The following is a 19,674-nucleotide window of genomic DNA, read 5'->3' on the forward strand; positions in this document are numbered from 1 at the left end:
CGGGGAACAGTTTCCCGACAGCGGGAGGGTCGGGGGGCGCATAGTGGAGTATGACGATCCGCGCGCTGCTGGCAGATGACCACCCGGTGGTGCGGAGTGGGCTGCGAGCTCTGCTGTCGACGATCGAGGGGATCGAGCTGGTCGGTGAGGCCGCGGACGGTGAGCAGGCGGTTCGTGAGACCCAGCTGCTGCGCCCCGACGTAGTGCTCATGGACATCCGGATGCCCGGCAGCGGCGGGATCGAGGCCATCCGACGCATCCGCACGGCCGTCCCCGGGACCGCGGTCCTGGTCCTCACGATGTACGACGACGACGCCACCGTGCTCACCGCGATGCAGGCCGGGGCGCGAGGCTATCTGCTCAAAGGTGCCGAGCAGGAAGAGATCGTCAGCGCCATCCGCGCCGTGGTCGCTGGTCAGGCCGTCTTCGGACCAGGGGTAGCCGCTCGGGTCCTGGACCTGTTCGCCACCAGGGTCCCGGACGAAGCCCCCGCCGCCATGCCGTTCCCAGGGCTGACGGACCGGGAACGTCACGTCCTCGGGCTCCTCGCCGACGGCAGGCGGACCTCCGAGATCGCCCGCGAGCTGTTCCTCTCGCCCAAGACGGTGAGCAACAACCTCACCGGCATCTTCGCCAAGCTGCAGGTCACCGACCGGGCGGCCGCGATGATCCTCGCGCGCGGGGCGGGTCTCGGGGGCGGCCCGGATCGGCCAGGCGACGGGCCAGGCCCACGATGCTGAGCGCCAGCCTCGCGGCACTGGCCGCGGTGGCGCTGTCGTGCCTTCTGGGCGGGATCGCGCTGCTGCTGGCTCGCCAGGCTCCGATCTGCGGCGGACTCCTGGTCTGCGCAGGAGCAGCCGGCCTGGTCGGAGTGTTACTGGCCCCTTCCGGCGGGACCACCTTGGCCCGCGCTCTTCTCGTGACGGGGGGAGCCGGGCTGCTGCCGTTGGCGCTGATGACCTACCCCCGGGCGCGTTGGCGCCATCCCGTGGACGTCCTGGCCCTGGGCATCATCATGGTGGCCGGCGCAGCAGCGGTGACCCGGGCCACCGACCTCTCCGCAGTGGGCTCGCTCGGCATCCTCATCGTCGGCACCCTGCTGGCCCACACCTGGTGGCGACTAGAGCGCATCTCAGGCGACGAACGTCGAGCGGTGCAGTGGATGGCCCTCGCGGTCGGCACCTCAGCGCTGACCGGCGCCATTCTCGGTTTCGCGTGGGAGGGGTACCTCGTGAGCAGGCTCGCGGTCGGTCTGCTTGTCGTGATCGGACCGGCGCTCTACCTCGGGGTGATGGCACCACAGGTCGTCGACGTGCGAGGGGCCGTGGTCGGCGCCGTCGTGACCGCCCTGGCGGTCCTTGGCTACACAGCAATCTTCGTCACCCTCGCCACCCTGCTCGAACTCACGGCCGGAGTGCAACCGCAGGTGGGAGCGCTGGCGCTCGTGGGCGCGCTGGCGGCGCTGACGTTGCATCCGCTGCAGGTGCTTCTTCGTGGCGTGGTCGACCGGCTCCTCTTCGGTGTCCGGCCCGACCCGTTCCTGGCCGCGCACGAGGTGGTAGGCCACATCGGGGACGACCCGGTGCTCGCCCTGCGCGCCATCCGTGCGGCGCTGGTGCTGCCCTACGCCTCGCTCCGTGTCAAGGGCGTCGCGCTCGTCTCCTCCGGTTCATCCACGCCGCACACGCGCACCATCGTCGTCGACCCCGACACCGAGCTCGTCGTGGGTCTTCGGGCCGGGGACCTCGCGATGACCCGGGGCGACAAGCAAGTCCTCGAGCTCGCTGCTCCGTTGCTGGCCCAGGCGCTCCAGGCCCGCGCACTCGTCGCCGACCTCCGTGCGTCCCGCGAGCAGACAGTGGCCGCCATCGCCGAGGAGCAACGACGCCTGCGGCGGGACCTGCACGACGGACTCGGTCCCCGGCTGTCGGGTATCGCGTTCACCTGCGACGCTGCCCGAAACCTGATGCACGTGGATCCCGAAGGAGCCGAGGCCCTGCTCCGAGCCGTACGCGCCGAGACGGCCACCGCGATCGAGGACATCCGTGGACTGGTCTACGCGATGCGGCCACCTGCGCTGGACGAGCTGGGACTGGTCGGCGCTCTGCGCCAGCGAGCTGTCGGCCTGCGCACCGTTCAAGGCGCGCCACTGACCGTCTCGATAGTCGCCACCGACGCACTCCCGACGCTGCCCGCTGTCGTCGAGGTAGCCGCATACCGGATAGTCGTGGAGGCCCTCACCAACATCGGACGCCACACGACCAGTCCTGATGCGACAGTGTCGCTACGCTTCCACGCTTCAGCTTTGGTCGTCTCGGTTTGCGACAAGGGCGGAACGCTGGTGGGGCCGGCCCATCCCGTCCACGCCCCTCCCGGGCCGTGGACGGCGGGGATCGGGCTCTCATCCATGCGCGAGCGGGCCACCGAACTCGGCGGCACACTCGCCGCCGGCCCCTCCTCCTCCGGCGGACAGGTCAAGGCCGTGCTGCCCGTGTGACCTGTCGTCCGTCTCACTCGGGCTCTCCAAGCGACTCACCACTGTCGCCTGATCGTGCAGCAGTCCCCGAAGAGCGCTTCATGGTGATGAGGACGGCCGCGGCCCCTGCCCACCAGGCGATCGCGGTCAGTGTCCCCAACCGGGCCTGGTCGGCTCCGTCGAACAGTTGGCTGGCGTAGCTACCGCCGACGGCGTTGTTGGTGGCGTGCATGATCATCACCACCAGGACGCTTTCACGTGCGGTGTGGAACACGGCGGCGATCACCACGCTGGCGGCCACGATCGTGAGCACGTCCGTCCACAGGATCTGCCCGACCAGGAAGAGGGGTGCGTGCCAAAGAACCCACAGCACGCCGAGGACGAGGGGTCCGGTCATGGCGCCGAAGCGCTGCTCCAGTCGGGGTAGGGCGAATCCTCGGAAACCTGGCTCCTCCCAGGCACCGCCGACCCCGGGGATCAGAAGAACGAAGAGCGCGGTAGCCGGGATGGCCGTCCAGGTCGCGAGGCCGCCGTCCACCGGCTCGGCCCCCCAGGCGAGATTGGCCATGACCGCGCCGCCGCTGAACGCCAGGGGCAGCCCGATCGCGAGCAGATAGGCCCGCCTCGGGACACGCCAGGCGACCATGGAGCGAAGCAGCGTCCACACCGCGGCTCTGCCTCCCGTCAGGGCAAGCACGACCAGCGCGGCCAGGAATGGACCGAAGCTGGCGATGGGTAGCGGAGAGGCGTCCACCGCGTACAACGCCGCGGGCCACCACGACAGCAGACACGCCAGGACGACGAAGCTGAGCAGTGGCCGCCGTCCGATCAGCGCGGCCACTCTCCAGCGGGGCACCATCCGCTCAGAGTCGTTGCGACCCTGCTGGAGAGGGGGCTGTGCTGCAGGAGCGGTGGGGGTCATGGTGCCTCCTGAAACCGGGGCGCCGGAGCTCGACACCGTTCGGCTTCACTCTGGCCCGCCGACCCGCTGACCCGCGTCGGTCCGCAGGCTCGACCTCGCGTCCCGCCCTCCTCCTCGAGACCCGGGTCCTCAGCCGGATGCGCCCGTCATGCCGTTGGCCATACTGTCGTGTCAGGCGGACACATCCGGTGAGCGCCGAGAAGGGCTAGCCGATGGCTGGAACCGCACCATCCAGGTCTCGGCTGACTCGACTTCTCCGGTTGGCACGCTCGACGACGGTCTTCGACGCCGTCCTTGCGCTCGGTTGCACCCTGATCGCGGTGACCGTGCACCGATCGCACCTCGATGGGGTCGACGCGAACCGAACCTCGGATCTCGTCTCCACGGCCCTGACGGTCATCGCCGTCGCACCGCTGGCGAGTCGTCGGTCTCGCCCGCTGGCCGCTCTGGCGGCGTGCTCCATCGGGCTGCTAGGCCTGATGGCCGGAGAGTATGTCGTGGCGGTGGCACCGGTCGGGGTCCTGATCGCGTTCTACTCGGTCACGGCCTGGGGAACCGTGCGGGCAGCCCGGCACGGCCTCGTCGTCGTGGCCGCCGTCGTCGTGGCGACTGCGCTGCTGCGTCCGGTGGACCTCAGTCTTGAAGGAGTGGCGGTCAACGGCGCCCTGCTGGTCGTGGGGTTGGTGCTCGGCACCGGGGTCAAGGAACGCAGGCTCCTGCACGAGGCCCAGGTAGCGGCGGCCCTGCGAGATCTGGACCTGGAGCGGGAGCGGGCAGATCGAGCCTCCCTGGAAGAGCGGCTGCGCATCAGCAGAGAACTCCACGACGTGCTGGGACATGCCATGAGCGTGATGGTGGTGCAGGCCGGCGTCGCCCAACATCTGCTCAGCGCGCGACCGGACGAGGCCGCCGCTGCGCTGGCACGCATAGCCGACACCGGGCGATCATCCATGCACGAGCTGCGACGGCTGCTCTCGGTCATCCGCGAGGGGGACCCGTCGACGCACTCAGCTCACGGGCTGGTCGGGTTGGATGACCTCCCGGCTCTCGCCTCAGGGATGGCAGCTGCGGGACTGCCCGTAGCGCTGGATTGCAGCATCGACGGCGACGTCCCAGCCGGCATCGAACTTGCGGCATACCGCATCATCCAGGAAGCCCTGACGAACACTCTGCGTCACGCAGGCTCGGCCACTGTCTCCGTGACCCTGCAGCGCCGGGGTGACGACCTACTGATCGACATCGTGGACGACGGCCGAGGAGGGGCGCCGTCCGTTCGCGGATCAGGCCGCGGGCTGGCCGGGATGCGGGAGCGCGTGGCCGTCTACGGCGGGGAGCTCACCACCGGCCCTCGCCGCCTCGGCGGCTACCGCGTGCACGCGCGAATCCCGTTGAATGCCCAGCCCCATGACGCCGTTCCCTCCCAGAACGCGGTGCCGGCGTGATTCGCGTCGTCATCGCGGACGACCAGCACCTGGTCAGGGGCGGGTTCTCCCTAATCCTCAACTCCGCTGCCGACATCGAAGTGATCGCAGAAGCCGGTGATGGGGTGGAGGCCCTTGCCGCGGTCCGGCGACATAGTCCGGACGTGGTGCTGATGGACCTGCGGATGCCCCGCATGGACGGCATCGAGGCGATCCGTCACCTCTCCGGCGCTGCGGAGACCCGCGATGTGCCCGTGCTGGTCTTGACAACGTTCGACGACGATGACGACGTCCGCCAGGCACTCCACGCCGGAGCGCGCGGATACCTGTTGAAGGACATCCGACCTGACGACCTCATCACCGCAGTACGCAGTCTTGCTTCGCGCAACGAGTTCCTCCTTGGCGGCTGGATCACGCAGCGGCTGGTCACCCAGTTCATCAGCGACACGTCAGTCGATGTCCGCACACATCTCCGGCCCACCGCATCATGGCCCATGCTGACGCCCCGGGAGCGCGATGTACTGAGCGCCGTCGCAGACGGCCGCTCGAACCGCGAGATAGCAACCGATCTGCACCTGGGCTACTCCACCGTCAAGACCCACGTCAGTCACCTGCTCGCGAAACTCGACGTACGCGACCGTGCCCAACTAGTGGCCCTGGCCCACCGCCCAGAGCACCCACCTGGCAAGTCACCGACCAGCCGCGACGCCGTACGGGAGACGTAACGGGAGTGCCCTCGCGAGGAACAGAACGCGAACTCCGTTGCTCACTTACACCCCGAGGAGACAAGCCTTCCTGCCCCGCTCACCACGCCCAGGGCTGACGAACCTCGGTCACCTGCAGCAGCATGGCCGTCGTGTCGTCGTCCTCAGGGTGCTGCCACACCTTGAGCAGGGGCCAAGCCAGGTCGGTGCGGTGCATCTCGATCACACCCCACACCGCCTCCGAGAACCCGTCCTGCCCGAGATCGAACTCGTCATCTCCCGCCGCCTGGAGCTGGTTGTAGAGCTCGACGGCCGGACCCACGCCCGCCTCCTCGAGCATCTTCGCCAGCGGCACCGTCACGGGTGGTTTCGGGGGCTCCGCCAGATCCTCACCAAGAAGCACGTCCAGCGCGGCCTTGGTGAGGCTGAAAATCGGGGCGGTGTTGCTGTTCGCCAGCACCACGACACCGACCCCACGCTCCAGCACCATCGCGAGGCTGGTGCTGAAGCCCGGGTCCTCGCACGAGTGGCTGACGGCGGCATACCCGCGGTGCTAGGCCCCCTCGACCACCCGCGGCACAGACCCAGGTGCGGGCTCGCGCCCAGGCCCACCGGCACGTCGGCACGCAAGAAGGTGCTCGTCGTCATCCCGGCCGCGTCGAGCACCCGGTCCTTGAGGTGCGCCTGTAGTCCGCCACGTCCCCCAGCCCCGACGTGTGGGACAGCAGGTGCCGGACGGTCATCGCGTCGGCTCGCGGGTCGGTCCAGTCCAGACCAGGCAGATATGCAGGAACGCTCCCGTCCAGCTGCAGCTCTCCGCCCTCGACCAGCTGCATCACCGCGGTGGCGACGAAGGTCTTGGAGATCGAGGCGAGGTGGAACAGCGTGTCGACGGCGACCGGCTCGCCGGTGGTGCGGTTGCGCGTGCCGAACGCTCGGATGTCTAGTAGACCGCCGTCGTGCACGAGGCCGATGGCCATCCCCGGCAGAGCCCAGGTGTCGACGACGCGCTCCGCGTACGCCCACAGCAGCGCCCCGGTCTCTGGGGTAGGTCCCACGCGCCCACGCTACTCCCGACAACGACCGGGCGGTCCGATCTGTCCGTGGAGGAGTCGGTGACTGCAACCAGCCACGGGCTAGCGCCAGGGTCGGGGCGCATGGCAAACCACTGGACCAGCCCGCGGAAGACCTCGGCGAGACCGGCGGGGAAGAGCAGTCAACCCGCAGCCTCCACCGCTGCTGCGCCGGCACCGCCGTCCACTCCCCTACCGTCGCTACGTCTCGACGCCCAGCACGAGCGAACCCGCCACGCTACGGTCCGCCCGGATGTCGGTGGGCTCCAGGAACTCGCGCGGCGCTCTCAGGACGGAATGGCAGGTCAGAATCCCCGGTCAAAAGGAGAGCTGGCGAAGGGACTCGAACCCTCAACCACCTGTTTACAAGACTCCCGGCCACAACGTCCTGACCTGGACAAACAGCCCAAAATGAGTCGTTTAGACCGTTTCGTGCATCATACGTGCATCATGACTGGCGCCTCATGGCTCGTCTTGACCACTCCCCCGCCGACCGCCCGACGGCAGAAAGTCGTGCATACCCCACAGACGGGCACCACGACGGACAGCGGTCGAAGTTCGTCCGGTCCTCGACTCCCGCAAGCCTAGACCGCTCGCCCTTCCCGCGCCGTCCACGTCCGTGGCCGTCTCGACTTCGCGAGATCGATTGGCCACCTGGAGCGGGCGGTCGATACATCACCCTCACGCCGATCAGCGCGCCCTCATCAGGGATATATGGGTGATCGGCCAGCGCCGAGGGTCGGTACATCGCTGTCATGCCGAGAGTCGGATGCTTCGGCAAGGGCCTGACCACGGCCGGCCACGCCGAGTAGCGGACGCTTCTGTTGAGCCCTGGATGCGGTTTCCGGCAGGGCAGTCGGTTCATAGACGAGCTAGTCCTACGTGATGTCGTAATTATCACACCCCATGACGGTTCGATGCCCTATCGCACCGCCCAAGAAGGGAGGATCGTTGGAAGTGACCGGATTCCAGAGGTCTGGTCACAGCCAAGGAGCAGTCATGAGAACCCCCACCCTCCCTCGGACCTGCGTCGCGCTCGCTGCTGCGATCATGAGCGTCTCAGGCGCCACTCCCGTGGTCGCCGTCCAGGCCGACCTTCCGGTCGCGGAGGCGTTCGCACCGGGGCCGCACCATCCCGACTCTGGCCTCGTGGAGGGACTGCACATCGGACATGGATCCTGTGCCGACAGTCTGGTGGACTACGAGCGGCGTCACGTTGAGATGTTGGAAAGGGACGGCGGCGGGAGCACCGACTCTCCGGTGTGGCACCACCTCGACGCTGGCCTCGTGGAGGGACTGCATATCGGACAGGGATTCTGTGCCGACAGTCGCCTGGAACACGAGCAGCGTCACGCTGAGATGGCCGAAACGCAGGGCCGCGGCATGGCCGACGCTCCCGTGTGGCACCACGACGGCGCGCCAGCCCCTCAACGCGACGACGCTCCGGCGTGGCACCACGAAGACGCGCCGGACCGCCAACGCGACGACGCTCCGGCGTGGCACCCCGACGGGGCTCCGGGCGCGGGTCACGACGAAAGGCCCGCTGACCACCACGGCGCCACCGGACGTCACGGCTGACCTCGCCTCCCGCCCTGACACGCTGCGCAGCGGTCAGCGCGCGCAGACGGTTCATCGACGACCGCGCCGGGGCCGCCGACCGCCGGACCCGTCACCCTCCCGCAGGGGTTAGGTTCAGGTGGTCGTGTTCCTCCGGATCACAATCCGCAGGTAGGGGCCGCCACCCTGTTGGGACCAGTTCGGCGGGGCTCTGCTTCAGACAGCGCCCTTTGTGGCGCAAGCCATGGGGGGTAGGTCTGGTGTGCCGGCAGCCTCCCACGCGGTAGAAGAGCCACTACAAGACTGTGGGGCAAGATGTGACTGGCCGTTAGGGGCGGGCAACACGGATCGCGTCCCGTCCGCCGGTCGAAGGTAGCACGAAGTGTTCGGGGCCCATGAAAAGGACCGTAGTGAGCGTCACGGACTGCTCTCGCAGGGTCAGGCGTGGGCGGTGTGTTCGCGATCGGCGTGGCCGGGTGGTTCGAGCTGGAAGGTGGAGTGCTCGATGCTGACATCGAAGTGGTCAGCCACGCAGTCCTGCAGGCGGGCCAGCATCTCGGCGGCGTGACCGTCGGTGAAGCACTCCTCGTCCAGGACGACGTGAGCCGTCAGCACGGGTAGGCCGGTGGCGATGGTGGAGGCATGCAGGTCGTGCACGTCCTGCACGTGCGGGACCGCCAGTACGTGAGCGCGGACGTCGTCGAGCTCCAGCCCCTTGGGGGTGGACTCCAGCAGGATGTGGCCCGCCTCGCGCAGGATGGTGATGGCGCGGGGCACGATGAGGGCGGCGATGAGCATGCCGGCGATGGCGTCGATGCGGACCCACCCGGTGGTGGTGATGACGATCGCGCTGATGATGACGGCCACCGACCCCAGGGCGTCGTTGACGACCTCCAGGAACGCGGCGCGCATGTTGAGGTTGGCGCCGCGTCCGGAGCTGAGGACCAGCATGGAGGCGATGTTTCCGGCAAGGCCGACGATGCCGAAGATCAGCAGGCCGGTGGAGCTGACCTCGTGCGGCTCGTACAGGCGGCGGACGCCCTCGACGAAGGCATAGATCCCGACACCCAGGAGCACGGCCGCCTGCGCGCCGGCGGCGAGGACCTCCGCCCGGCGGAACCCCCAGGTCCGCTCGGCGGTCGGTGGGCGCAGCGCCAGCGACGCGGCGACCAGCGCCATGCCCAGCCCGGCAGCGTCGGTGAGCATGTGCCCGGCGTCCACCAGCAGGGCCAGGGAGCCCGTCCACAACGCTCCGATGACCTCGGCGACCAGGATGGTCGCGGTGATCGCGAACGCGACCGCCAGCCGGCCCCGGTGGGTGGTGACGGTCCCGTGGTCGTGACCTGCGCTCATGCGTGAGCTCCTTCCAGGTGGGCGCGGTCCTGCGCTGCGCCGGGGGCGACCAGGTGTCTGCTGCGGCCGGCACGGACGCCGTTGGCGATGACCAGGACCTCGGCCAGCTCGTGGACGAGAACGACCGCGGCCAGACCCAGCACGCCGAGCAGGGCCAACGGGATCAGGACCGCGATCAGGACCAGGGAGACCACGACGTTCTGCAGCATGATGGCGCGGGTGCGGCGGGCCTGCTCGAACGCATACGGCAGCAGCCGCAGGTCATCACCCATGAGGGCGACGTCGGCGGTCTCGATCGCGACGTCGGTGCCCATCGCGCCCATCGCCACGCCGACGTCCGCGGTGGCCAGCGCGGGCGCGTCGTTGACACCGTCACCGACCATCGCGGTCGGCCCCTGGGCGCGCAGGCCGGTGACCACCTGCGACTTGTCCTCCGGGCGCAGGTCGGCGTGCACCTGCTCGATGCCGGCCTCGGCGGCCAGGGCCCGTGCGGTGACCTGGTTGTCCCCGGTCAGCATCGCCACGGTGTAGCCGTGGTCGACGAAGCGGGCGATGACCTCGGCGGCATCGGGCCGCAGCTCGTCCCGGACGGCGATGGCACCGACCGGCTGACCGTCGACCTCGACCACGACCGCGGTCGCACCGGCCTGCTGCATCCGCCCCACGTCACCCCCCAGGTCACCAGGGTCGACCCAGCCGGGTCTGCCGAGCCGGACCCGCGCACCGTCGACCGTGCCGACCAGGCCGGCGCCGACCACGGCCTGCACGTCCTGCGCGGCGGGCACCGTGGCGGAGGCGGCCAGGATGGCTGCCGCCAGCGGGTGCTCGCTGCGGGCTTCCAGCGCGGCCGCCCACCCCAGCACCTGGTCCCGGTCGCTCACCGGTGCGGCAGCGACGTCGACCACGGCCGGCCGGTTGCGCGTGAGTGTGCCGGTCTTGTCCAGGGCCACGGTGCGGACCCTGCCCAGGGCCTCCATCGCCGCACCACCCTTGATCAGGATCCCGCGGCGGCTCGCCGCGCCGATCGAGGCCACCGCGGTGACCGGCACCGAGATCGCCAGCGCGCACGGGGAGGCGGCCACGACCATGACCAGGGCCCGGTGCACCCAGACCGACGGGTCACCGAGGAGCGCACCGAGCAGCGCGGTCAGGAGCGCGGCGACCAGGATGCCGGGCACCAGCGGGCGGGCGATCCGGTCCGCGAGCCGCTGCGTGGCGCCGCGGCGGGACTGCTCGGTCTCGACCACGTGCACGATGCGGGCCAGGGAGTTGTCCTGCGCGGTGGAGGTCACCGTGACATCCAGGGCGCCGGTGCCGTTGATCGAGCCGGCGAAGACCTCCTGACCGGGGCCTGTCTCCACCGGCATCGACTCCCCCGTGATGGCCGAGGTGTCCATGCTGCTGCGCCCGCTGCGCACGGTCCCGTCGGTCGCCAGCCGCTCCCCCGGCCGGACCACCATCACGTCCCCAATCATCAGCCGGGCGGGGTCGAGGACGACCTCGCGACCCCCGCGCAGCACCGTCGCCTCCTTGGGCACCAGGTCCAGCAGCGCCCGCAGGCCGTGCCGGGTGCGAGCCAGGGAGTACTCCTCCAGGCCCTCGCTGAGGGAGAACAGGAACGCCAGCGCGGCGGCCTCCTCCACCTGCCCCAGCAGGGTGGCACCCACGGCGCCGATCGTCATCAGCAGGCCGACACCAAGCTTGCCGCGCGCCAGCCTCCGCAGCGCCCCCGGCACGAACGTGGACCCGCCCACCAGCAGCGCCGCCGCCGCGAGCACGAGCTCGACCGTCTCCCAGCCGCCGAGCCCGGCCAGGAACCCCGCTCCGAGCAGGGCACCGGAGAGCAGGCCCAGCTGCACCTCCCGCACGTCCCAGAGCCGGGTGACCGGCTCCTCGACATCCCCACCGCCGGTGGGAGGCGGCGGGATCTCGCACCCGCACGCGTCCACGAGCACCTCCCGCTGTGGGGTCTCCTCGCGGCTCACGCGCCCTCCCCCTGCCCGGCGTGCGTGCGCAGCTGCTGCGGGGCGGGGTTGCCCTCGGTGCCGATGCCGTAGTTCGGGCACAGCGCGACGGCGGACCCCGTGGAGGCGAGCAGCCGCTCCGCCGCGTCCAGCACGCCCAGCAATTCGGGGGCACTGGTCAGCGAGAACATCGAGGCCCGGCCCTGCGGCCGGGACACCACCAGGCCACAGTCACGAAGGCACGCCAGGTGGGCGCTCACGGTCGACTGCGCCAGCCCAAGGTGTTCCGTGAGGTCACGCACCCGGTGCTCGCCCAGGCGCAGATGCTGCAGGATCGCCAACCGCGACGGGTCGGACAGGCCGTGGAACAGCGCAGCCGCCACGGGCAGCCCTGCATCGCGCTCCGGACCTTCATGGCCGATCGGGACCTTCGCTGTCATCGTCATAGAGCGATGTTAGCGCACTCACTGCGTGCCGTGCGTCGCCGGGTCAGGTGGACTGGCGTACCGCGGCGGGCCGCGACAGACCGGCCCCCTGTGGATGCACACTCATCTGCTGCGCCCGCGCCATCGGCCGTGCTGGTGCTGCGGTGGGCGGACCGGACAGCTGGCCTTGTTCCGGCGTGTTATGGCTGGCGCGCGAGGTCGGGGTCCGGGTCGTGCCTGGGCGAAGGCTACTGCGACGGGGACAGGATGTGGCAGATGTCCTGGTCTGCACAGTCGCCGGGGTCTAGCAGGCGGCTGCGCTGGAGCAGGGTCTCGAGCTCTGTCTGCAGCGTGAGGAGGTCGCGGATCCGTGTCCGGACGTCGGCGAGTCTGGTGTCTAGGAGTGTGGTGACGTGCTGGCAGGGGGTGGTCCCTTGGTCACGCAGGTCCAGGATGCTGCGGATCTGGGACAGCGTGAGCCCGGCGGCCTGCGCCATGGCGATGAAGCGCAGCCGTGTGGCTGCGGACTCGTCGTAGACGCGGTAGCCGTTCGCCCCGCGCGCGGGCTCGGCCAGCAGGCCCTGGCGCTCGTAGAAGCGGATGGTCTGACTGCTCACTCCCGCCGACTCGGCCAGCTCTCCGATCCGCATTCGCCCTGTCCTACCTCTCACGCTTGACCTTGTACCAGGGTACAAGGTCTAGCGTCGCGGGTATGGACGTCTGCCTCCTCTACTTCGAGGACTGCCCCAACTGGAAGGTGACTGACCGCAGGTTGGTCGCGATCGCGGCCGAGCACCCGGAAGTCAGGATCCGGCGTCAGCGCGTCGAGACCCGGGAGCAGGCCGAACAGGTGGGCTTTCGCGGCTCACCCACAGTGCTGGTCGACGGTACCGACGTGTTCTCCGCCCCAGACCCGGCAGGGGGGCTGTCGTGCCGGGTCTACCACACGGCGGACGGTCTGGCTGGGGCACCGACCACGGGACAGCTGTACGCAGCGCTGGGACTGGCCCAGGAGGCCACGCGATGACCTACGACTACGACCTGATCGTCATCGGTGCCGGCATGGCCGGCGTCACGGCGGCGAACAAGTGCGCCTCCGCGGGGTGGAAGGTCGCGATCGTCGACGCCCTGCCCTACGGCGGCACGTGTGCCCTGCGCGGGTGCGACCCCAAGAAGATCCTGCGCCGCGGTGCCGAGGTCATCGACAGCGCCCGCCTGATGCGCGGCAAGGGCATCGACGACGACGGCCTGTCGATCAACTGGGCCGACCTCATGGCGCACAAGCACGGCTTCACCGACCCCGTCCCCGCGCAGATGGAGGAAGGGCTGTCAGACAACGGGGTCACCACCCTGCACGGGACCGCGCGGTTCACCGGTCCCAACACCGTGGCCATCGACGACGCCCCCTACACCGGCCGACACTTCCTCATCGCCACCGGTGCCCGCCCCCGCCCGCTGGACCTGCCCGGGCACGAGCACCTGGTAGACAGCACCGGCTTCCTGGACCTGCCCGAGCTGCCGCGACGGATCCTGTTCGTCGGCGGTGGCTTCATCTCCTTCGAGTTCGCCCACATCGCCGCCCGGGCCGGCAGCACCCCCGTCATCCTGGACCGCAAACCTCGACCGCTGAAGGCCTTCGACCCCGACCTCGTCGACCTCCTCGTCGACCGCAGCACCCAGGTCGGGATCGAGACCTGGCGCTCTGCGACGCTCACCGCGGTGGAGACGACCGCCACCGGCTATCAGGTGAGCGTCGATGAATCAGGGCGGTCAAGGACAGCCGAGTTCGACCTGGTCGTCCACGGCGCAGGCCGGACCCCCGAGCTGACGACCCTGGACCTGGACGCCGCCGGCGTCCAGTGGGACGAGGACGGGGTCCGCGTAGCAGCCCACCTGCAGAGCACCAGCAACCCGGCGGTCTACGCCGCCGGCGACGCGGCCAGCACCCCCGGCATGCCGCTGACCCCGGTCGCCGTGTTCGAGGGCAAGGTCGCCGCGTCAAACATGCTCAAGGGCACCACGACCGCCCCGGACTACACCGGCGTGCCCACCGCGGTGTTCACGATCCCCGAACTCACCCGGGTCGGCCTGCTCGAGGAAGAGGCCCTCGCCCGGGGCATGGAAATCGACGTCCGCTACTCCGACACCAGCAGCTGGTACTCCAACTACCGCATCGGGGAGACGACCGCCGCGGCCAAGATCCTCATCGACCGCTCCAACGACACCATCGCGGGAGCACACCTGCTCGGCCCCGAGTACGCCGAGCTCGTCAACACCCTCGCCCTCGCCATGAAGCTGGGACTCACCACCCGCCAGCTGAAATCGATGACCGCCGCCTACCCCACCGTCGGATCAGACCTAGGCTCCATGCTCTGAACCAGGACCAACCAGCGACCCCCAGATCGCGGACCAGGGGACAAAGGCCAGTCGGACCGGTCTTGCCCGCCCGCTTCACGATTACCGGATCTGCCGCGTGGACGACGGCTACGCTCGTCCGACTTTTGCCGCGCTGCGGGCGGTCATTGCCGTAGATGGCTTCGCAACACCTTGTCGACTGCAGCCATGAGGCGGGGAGGCACCCGGCCTATTGCATCACCGACCTGTTCGTCGGCCACCGAGCGCATCTGCTCCGCCTGGGTCTTGCAGTCCACCCGCAGTCCTGTCTCCTCAGCTGGCAGCAACACCTGGCACGGGAAGACCAGCTCCACGTTGCTGGTGAGGGACACGACTTTGATGACTCCACGACCGAGTCGTTCAGCCATGATGTTCGCCCGATCGGAACTGAAGAGCGCCGCCAGGCGCGGCTTGTTGGCCTCGCTATCGCGCACTGGATCCAGATCGACGAGGCGGATCTCACCGCACAGCAGGTGAGCACGATCGAGGACGCCGATGCCCAGCGTCCTCGTCCCCCGCCAAGATACGGACGTGTCTCTGTCACCTCCGTACCTCTTGACACGAGGATCAGCCCCCGAGGACAGTCGTGCCGAGACACCATCGGGCAAGTCTGCGCCGCAGTACGGGAAGGGTATGCAGGGCGCTGTACGTGTTACGCCGCTGCGACTGGTATCAGAACAAATGGATGGTTAACCTCAGCATGGCGCAGGACCTCGCCAAAGCTTTGACCGGGACGGAGTAGGTATGTCCTCACTGGCCCTCATTGCATTGGCTCTTGTCGGGACTATGCTTATCGCAATATCCGTCAATAGGCGCGAAAGCGCCTTGGCTATTCCCTTTGCCATTATTGGCACTACGCTGGTGCTCTTTTCCGCCTCGGAATTCTTTGTCCCGCAGCGCATCCGTGGACTTCTTGCTCCGATCCTGCTGACTGTCGCAGCCTTTACTTTGCCTCTCGTGGCTTTGCTTGCGATCTTAGCCGTCCGCCTATGGAGGCAACACACAGTTCGCCCACCTCAGGCGCCCGATCAATCGAGGGCGAGTCTTGCTATCGCCTTGGGTGCTGGCGCTGTAGTGACGTTCTCAATCTTGCTGATTCAGACCGTAGTGCAGATCATAGACTACCAGCAGAATTTAGAAAACCAACGTCAGACGATCCGGCTCGCCCTAGCGTCGCAGTCGGACCTGTCCGGACTGGCGGCGCCGTTAGATCCAGCCGACGGGGAAATCCTCGACATGAGCGGATACTGGTTGAGGGGCAAAAAGCTCAACTGGGCCTCACTCAACGGTGTCAATTTTCAGGGTGCAAATTTTGTGTTTGCCGACTTGAGTGGTGCCATGCTTCGGGACGCCAATCTGGGGGCCGACGATAATGGACGTCGTACGGACCTACGCGCAGCGAGTCTATATTGGTCCGATCTGACCCATGCTAGCTTCAGCGGAGCCAATCTGGTGGACGCTGACCTGCGACGGGCGTTCCTATGCGGGGTAGATCTATCCCAAGCAGATCTCACCCGGACAGACCTCCGTGGGGCAACCATGGATGTAGATCCGCAATCGGGGGATACCTGTGCTGGCGGGGCAACCAAGTTGCCGCCGCGGGAGGCTTTTCCAACCGCGTGTTGGCCAGACGAGACGGAGGCCCACAGCGGTTGCGGCGGAGAGGCGAGATCCGTCGTATGCCAACGGGACGGCAGAGTCGCGCAAACTCCCGCCCTTGATCCGAATGAACAATCTTGCGAAAAGAATACTTAGCACAGTAGACCAAGGGGTGCGCCTGGCCAGCGTAAAGGGTGGAGCGCGCGCCCCAACCGCTAACGAATTCACCGGGCTGGTGCCGCCAAAGGCCCCAGCGTGCGTGCGCAGGGTGGACGCTGCGCACCAGCATCCGCTCTTGCCGCGGTTAGGACTGCCGTTCCGCTACGTCCAACAGCAAGTGGACTAACTCATCGGGTCGGTTCGTTATGCCGAAGAAGCCGTCCGGTGTTCCCGCCTTTAACTCGCCCACATAGCCAATCACTGGGAGATCTGGGCGTCGTTTCGCCATGGCCTTGGCCAGGTCCATGCCGGCGCTCTTGGATTCTGGCCTGTCGATGTCAGTTATCAGGACCGTGGGGTCGACCCTCGGTATCAGGGCGTTCGCCTCCTCAGTGGTTACGGCAGTGTCCACGGTGACGCCGAGATCTCGTAGGTAGGTCCGCTCCACATGGTTGTTGTCCGGCTGGTCGTCCACCCACAGGACCCGCAATCGGAGCAACTGTGCTTGGTTGCGGGCCACTCGCTTCTCGACAGCGCGAACAGCGCTCTCCGACACTGGCGGCCTTGCGGGAGCCTGCCTCAACGGTTCGGCCGAGACCTCGATGACACCGGCGATACCGATCTTCGTCGCCCGCTTGGCTATGCCTTTGATCGGGTCCCAGAGCAAGACTAGCGTGACCACGAGGAGGACCAGCGTGGCCAGCGGCACGAGCTGCTCGATCATCGCGACCCAGACGTTATCGCTCACCAGGGATCAAGCTCCTCGATCACCAGCAGTGCAGCTTGTATCTGCGGCCGTCGTTCGGCGCCGAATGCCAGGCCGAAGCCGGATGGCGAGCGCCTCAGCGCGTGCAGGGTCAGAAGGATCTCCGGATCTGTCGCCGAGACGGGTCCGAGGCCGATCGCCCAGGACTCCTCGTCGGGGTGCGCCCTATCAAGTGCGTCCTGGACCGACCCAAGCAGGACGTCGACCACCGCGGGCGCGGACGGTTCGCTGATGAAGCCAACCTCCGTGGTGCGACCACCGCGGACCGCCGCGTGAAGAAGCCGGATATCGAGGCCGTACGGGCCCAGCCCCAGGCGTGAGTACCCGGGTCCCCCAAAGTCCTCTGGGCCGAGCTCGTCCTCGACGTCCCCCGTCGCGATGCGCAAGAGCGCCCCTGGGTAGCCTGTTGCCTCGACCTTGTAACCCACAAAGTCGTCCTCACCGAAGTGCAGTGCGAGCAACGTGTTGTGGTCGAGAGCTGCCGCAGCAAGCGGCCAACCGGGGTGCTTCATAGCCGCGAGCCATGAGGTCGCGCTCCTTGCCGCGTCGCGCGCGGCCTCCTGATCGACGAGCGCCATCAGCCCTATGCCGCGCAAAGAGTGGGCGGCGATGTAGTCCGAGCCTTCGCCACGGCGCGGTTCGGTGGTCCGCATCGCGTGGTGGGCGGCTACGAGCATTGCGCCCGCCGTCCGCTCGATGACTTCGACCTGCAGACCGAGCAGGTCGATGGCGTCGTAAAGAACCGCCACTCAGATCATCCCCCGACCGGCCATGATTTCCTCGGGGGGACGGTAGCGGCCGGCGGCCTCGTTGTCGACGATGTCGCTTGGGTCAGGTGGCCAGACACGGTTCTGGACCGCGCTCATGATGTCGCGAGGCGTGTACAGCTCGGCCCGCTGAAGTCGACGGGGCGGCACCCGTAGTGGGATCGCGACCTCGCCCTCAGCCCGGAAGCGCGACCATTCTGGGTGCTGGTGCACGTCACGGACCTCCTCGCCAAACTCTCCGTGCATGCCAGCAGGCCTACCGAGCAGGAAGACGTAGCCGTAGAAGAGCCAACCAGACGTCTGATGACCGCGCGTCGCGAAAGCGAGGGCGGTGTCGATCGCGAAAGCCGCATGGTTCTGCTTGTTGCGCTCCTCGTATGTGCCCGCAGTCATTGAGATGTACGGAGAGCTGTAGCCCACGCGGAGATGACGGTGTCGGTGGTCATCGAGTTCTGTGGGCCCCAATAGAGCATCGGCCTCGTCGGGGCTCTTTGCCCGGCCATTCCGGACTGCCGCGCAAAGAAGCCCCGACCTGCTCATGATCTCGGCGACCTCGTCGTTCCCCGGGTCTCGACGCAGACCGGAAACACCGCGGACCACCTTTTGCAGGATCACGCCGGACGCCCTTCACTCTCGACTCCACCTCCGAGGATGATCCCAGCAGAGCGCCGAGGTGACAAGGGTGTCCCCCGCTCGACAGGCCGCCGACCTCCGGCATCCCGAGGGCAGCGCGACAGCCCCTGGACACCTATCCGGATCTGCCGCGTTGCGCTGGGACCTCGCGCCGCCTAGCTGCAGTCGCGTCAGCGTCCGGGAGGAGCGTGTAATGCCCGCGCCTCGGCTTCTCGATGGTCTGCGACTGCGCGTAGATCGACGTGCAGTTGGACCACCGAGGGTCCGGCTGGGAAGCCTTCTGGCCGATTTGCACCGTTGTGGGCGTAGATCTCGATGCTGTGGCTATTCAGACGCCACCACCAACTGGGTCCGTGGCTGGCCGCTTCCTCCGTGGTCTCGACCGGCGCTCCGTGGGCGTCAGTGATCTGCTGGGCCAGCTCAGCCGTAGCGCCGCGGACGTCGTCCCAGCCATGGTCGTCCCACAGGAACCAGGAGACGTCCGCGAACCGCTCGTGGTACACGCTCCACCCTGCCCGAGCCTTGCCCCATGTGGGCATCGAGGCCATGTGCCAGGATCGACCACTGCTCTTTGAAGATGATTCTTCTGCTGTTTCTGGCGCGACGCCCTTCGAGCGCAGCCATGGAAGTGCATCCTCGATGCCCTCTGGCCAAGGTGACCGAAGAATAGTCGAAAGCTCGGACGCGACTTCCTGCGGCGACGGCCTCATGATCAGAGCCTACCGAGGCAGGCGCGAAGTCGTCCCGATCGAGGGCACAACTTTGCCGCCGATCGCGTGGCCGCTGCACCGGCCGGTCGTCCGGTGTCCGCAGCGATCGATTGTGGAACGGACCTTCTGTGGTCCGGCGGGCCGTTCGGGAGAGGGCTGTCGTACTGGGTGCGGGACGTCCGGATGAGCGCTCTACTACGCGTAGCTGCAGCCGTGTGGTCGCACTTGACGATGCGCAGGCGGTGGGTCGACTTGTGCAGCAGGACCCGCCCGGGACATTGATTGGCGCACGGGGGCCGGCCGATGTGGCCGGCCCCCGCGGGTTCGTGCCTGTCCTACGGCAGTTCTACTGTTGGGACTGCTGCACGGATAGGTGACAGTGGTTAGTCACGCAGCCTGGGGGGCTGGTGTGGTCATGATGGTCTCGTACTCGATGGGGGTCAACCGGCCGAGAGCGGCTTGGCGTCGGCGGCGGTGGTAGGTCCGTTCCATCCAGGTGACGATGGCGATGCGTAGGTCGTGGCGGGTGGCCCAGGGGTGGCGGTTCAGGACGTTCTTCTGGAGCAGGGCGAAGAAGGATTCCATGGCGGCGTTGTCGCCCGCGGCACCGACTCTGCCCATTGACCCGACCATGTCGTGGCGGTTGAGAGCGTGGACGAACTTCCTGCTACGAAATTGACCAGGTTCAACCGGTCGATGCAACACCGTCTTGTTGGAGCAACAGTAGATGCTCGTTGAAGGCTTCGGCCGG

20 protein-coding genes are annotated in these 19,674 nt (G+C 68.0%); 7 read left to right on the plus strand and 13 right to left on the minus strand.

Features of this window, described 5'->3' with window-relative positions; all coding sequences use genetic code 11:
- Window positions 1-50: 50 nt before the first annotated feature.
- Together Q0795_RS11360 and Q0795_RS11365 are read left to right on the plus strand one after the other, a co-directional pair.
- A complete protein-coding gene (locus Q0795_RS11360; RefSeq protein WP_298889753.1) occupies window positions 51-740 on the plus strand; it encodes a response regulator transcription factor in 690 nt (229 codons plus the stop codon).
- The gene (locus tag Q0795_RS11365; RefSeq protein ID WP_298889755.1) at window positions 734-2,497 is read left to right on the plus strand and encodes a histidine kinase; all 1,764 of its coding nucleotides are present in this window, start codon (window positions 734-736) and stop codon (window positions 2,495-2,497) included. The genes Q0795_RS11360 and Q0795_RS11365 overlap by 7 nt, the downstream gene beginning before the upstream one ends.
- Before the next feature lie 13 nt (window positions 2,498-2,510).
- Here the strand turns inward: Q0795_RS11365 and Q0795_RS11370 are convergent, their stop codons facing one another.
- Entirely contained in the window at window positions 2,511-3,317 is an 807-nt protein-coding gene (locus tag Q0795_RS11370) for a CPBP family intramembrane glutamic endopeptidase (protein WP_298889757.1), read from the minus strand.
- A gap of 341 nt (window positions 3,318-3,658) precedes the next feature.
- On the opposite strand from Q0795_RS11370, the gene Q0795_RS11375 reads away from it, so the two are divergent.
- Together Q0795_RS11375 and Q0795_RS11380 are read left to right on the plus strand one after the other, a co-directional pair.
- On the plus strand, window positions 3,659-4,840 hold the full coding sequence (locus tag Q0795_RS11375) for a histidine kinase (protein ID WP_298889759.1): 1,182 nt from the start codon (window positions 3,659-3,661) through the stop codon (window positions 4,838-4,840).
- Window positions 4,837-5,544 (plus strand): response regulator transcription factor, encoded by a 708-nt coding sequence (locus Q0795_RS11380; protein WP_298889761.1) that lies wholly within the window; start codon window positions 4,837-4,839, stop codon window positions 5,542-5,544. Before Q0795_RS11375 ends, Q0795_RS11380 begins: the two co-directional genes overlap by 4 nt.
- A 79-nt stretch (window positions 5,545-5,623) precedes the next feature.
- Here the strand turns inward: Q0795_RS11380 and Q0795_RS11385 are convergent, their stop codons facing one another.
- The 7 genes from Q0795_RS11385 to Q0795_RS11415 all read right to left on the minus strand — a co-directional run bounded on the left by Q0795_RS11385 (window position 5,624) and on the right by Q0795_RS11415 (window position 12,545).
- Window positions 5,624-6,013, minus strand: coding sequence for a hypothetical protein (locus tag Q0795_RS11385; RefSeq protein WP_298889763.1), 390 nt, complete (start codon window positions 6,011-6,013; stop codon window positions 5,624-5,626).
- A gap of 154 nt (window positions 6,014-6,167) precedes the next feature.
- Window positions 6,168-6,581 (minus strand): serine hydrolase, encoded by a 414-nt coding sequence (locus tag Q0795_RS11390; RefSeq protein ID WP_298889765.1) that lies wholly within the window; start codon window positions 6,579-6,581, stop codon window positions 6,168-6,170.
- A gap of 1,074 nt (window positions 6,582-7,655) precedes the next feature.
- Window positions 7,656-8,150: a hypothetical protein gene (locus tag Q0795_RS11395; RefSeq protein ID WP_298889767.1), complete on the minus strand. Its 495-nt coding sequence runs from the start codon at window positions 8,148-8,150 to the stop codon at window positions 7,656-7,658.
- A gap of 441 nt (window positions 8,151-8,591) precedes the next feature.
- On the minus strand, window positions 8,592-9,506 hold the full coding sequence (locus Q0795_RS11400) for a cation diffusion facilitator family transporter (protein WP_298889769.1): 915 nt from the start codon (window positions 9,504-9,506) through the stop codon (window positions 8,592-8,594).
- Window positions 9,503-11,491, minus strand: a complete 1,989-nt coding sequence (locus Q0795_RS11405; protein ID WP_298889771.1) for a cation-translocating P-type ATPase — start codon at window positions 11,489-11,491, stop codon at window positions 9,503-9,505. The genes Q0795_RS11400 and Q0795_RS11405 overlap by 4 nt, the downstream gene beginning before the upstream one ends.
- Window positions 11,488-11,910, minus strand: a complete 423-nt coding sequence (locus Q0795_RS11410; RefSeq protein WP_366942467.1) for a metalloregulator ArsR/SmtB family transcription factor — start codon at window positions 11,908-11,910, stop codon at window positions 11,488-11,490. The genes Q0795_RS11405 and Q0795_RS11410 overlap by 4 nt, the downstream gene beginning before the upstream one ends.
- A 233-nt stretch (window positions 11,911-12,143) precedes the next feature.
- On the minus strand, window positions 12,144-12,545 hold the full coding sequence (locus Q0795_RS11415; protein WP_298889776.1) for a heavy metal-responsive transcriptional regulator: 402 nt from the start codon (window positions 12,543-12,545) through the stop codon (window positions 12,144-12,146).
- A 62-nt stretch (window positions 12,546-12,607) separates the two neighbouring features.
- Here Q0795_RS11415 and Q0795_RS11420 point away from each other — a divergent pair, with 62 nt between their 5' ends.
- Window positions 12,608-12,922, plus strand: a complete 315-nt coding sequence (locus Q0795_RS11420) for a thioredoxin family protein (RefSeq protein ID WP_298889778.1) — start codon at window positions 12,608-12,610, stop codon at window positions 12,920-12,922.
- The gene (locus Q0795_RS11425; protein WP_298889780.1) at window positions 12,919-14,271 is read left to right on the plus strand and encodes an NAD(P)/FAD-dependent oxidoreductase; all 1,353 of its coding nucleotides are present in this window, start codon (window positions 12,919-12,921) and stop codon (window positions 14,269-14,271) included. Before Q0795_RS11420 ends, Q0795_RS11425 begins: the two co-directional genes overlap by 4 nt.
- Window positions 14,272-14,414: 143 nt before the next feature.
- Here Q0795_RS11425 and Q0795_RS11430 read toward each other — a convergent pair whose 3' ends face one another.
- A complete protein-coding gene (locus Q0795_RS11430; RefSeq protein ID WP_366942468.1) occupies window positions 14,415-14,792 on the minus strand; it encodes a type II toxin-antitoxin system PemK/MazF family toxin in 378 nt (125 codons plus the stop codon).
- 241 nt (window positions 14,793-15,033) lie between these two features.
- On the opposite strand from Q0795_RS11430, the gene Q0795_RS11435 reads away from it, so the two are divergent.
- Entirely contained in the window at window positions 15,034-16,044 is a 1,011-nt protein-coding gene (locus Q0795_RS11435; protein ID WP_298889782.1) for a pentapeptide repeat-containing protein, read from the plus strand.
- A gap of 148 nt (window positions 16,045-16,192) precedes the next feature.
- Here Q0795_RS11435 and Q0795_RS11440 read toward each other — a convergent pair whose 3' ends face one another.
- From Q0795_RS11440 to Q0795_RS11455, 4 genes are all read right to left on the minus strand, one after another.
- Window positions 16,193-16,795, minus strand: a complete 603-nt coding sequence (locus Q0795_RS11440) for a response regulator (protein ID WP_298889783.1) — start codon at window positions 16,793-16,795, stop codon at window positions 16,193-16,195.
- Window positions 16,792-17,562 carry a hypothetical protein gene (locus tag Q0795_RS11445; RefSeq protein ID WP_298889784.1) on the minus strand — a complete coding sequence of 257 codons (771 nt, stop codon included), beginning with the start codon at window positions 17,560-17,562 and terminating at the stop codon, window positions 16,792-16,794. The genes Q0795_RS11440 and Q0795_RS11445 overlap by 4 nt, the downstream gene beginning before the upstream one ends.
- Window positions 17,563-18,195 carry a hypothetical protein gene (locus tag Q0795_RS11450; RefSeq protein WP_298889786.1) on the minus strand — a complete coding sequence of 211 codons (633 nt, stop codon included), beginning with the start codon at window positions 18,193-18,195 and terminating at the stop codon, window positions 17,563-17,565.
- Between the two features lie 1,115 nt (window positions 18,196-19,310).
- Window positions 19,311-19,674 (minus strand): integrase core domain-containing protein (locus Q0795_RS11455; RefSeq protein ID WP_298889788.1); only part of this gene is annotated, 364 nt, incomplete at its 5' end.

The organism is uncultured Serinicoccus sp. (genome assembly GCF_947487915.1).
Classification (GTDB): domain Bacteria; phylum Actinomycetota; class Actinomycetes; order Actinomycetales; family Dermatophilaceae; genus Ornithinicoccus.

Bases quoted from the DNA above. Each gene is read 5' to 3' on its own strand.
- Q0795_RS11385 (WP_298889763.1), bottom strand. From the start codon at position 6,013: ATGGTGCTGGAGCGTGGGGTCGGTGTCGTGGTGCTGGCGAACAGCAAC.
- Q0795_RS11425 (WP_298889780.1), top strand. From the start codon at position 12,919: ATGACCTACGACTACGACCTGATCGTCATCGGTGCCGGCATGGCCGGC.
- Q0795_RS11360 (WP_298889753.1), top strand. From the start codon at position 51: ATGACGATCCGCGCGCTGCTGGCAGATGACCACCCGGTGGTGCGGAGT.
- Q0795_RS11410 (WP_366942467.1), bottom strand. From the start codon at position 11,910: ATGACAGCGAAGGTCCCGATCGGCCATGAAGGTCCGGAGCGCGATGCA.
- Q0795_RS11400 (WP_298889769.1), bottom strand. From the start codon at position 9,506: ATGAGCGCAGGTCACGACCACGGGACCGTCACCACCCACCGGGGCCGG.
- Q0795_RS11420 (WP_298889778.1), top strand. From the start codon at position 12,608: ATGGACGTCTGCCTCCTCTACTTCGAGGACTGCCCCAACTGGAAGGTG.
- Q0795_RS11435 (WP_298889782.1), top strand. From the start codon at position 15,034: ATGTCCTCACTGGCCCTCATTGCATTGGCTCTTGTCGGGACTATGCTT.
- Q0795_RS11365 (WP_298889755.1), top strand. From the start codon at position 734: ATGCTGAGCGCCAGCCTCGCGGCACTGGCCGCGGTGGCGCTGTCGTGC.
- Q0795_RS11415 (WP_298889776.1), bottom strand. From the start codon at position 12,545: ATGCGGATCGGAGAGCTGGCCGAGTCGGCGGGAGTGAGCAGTCAGACC.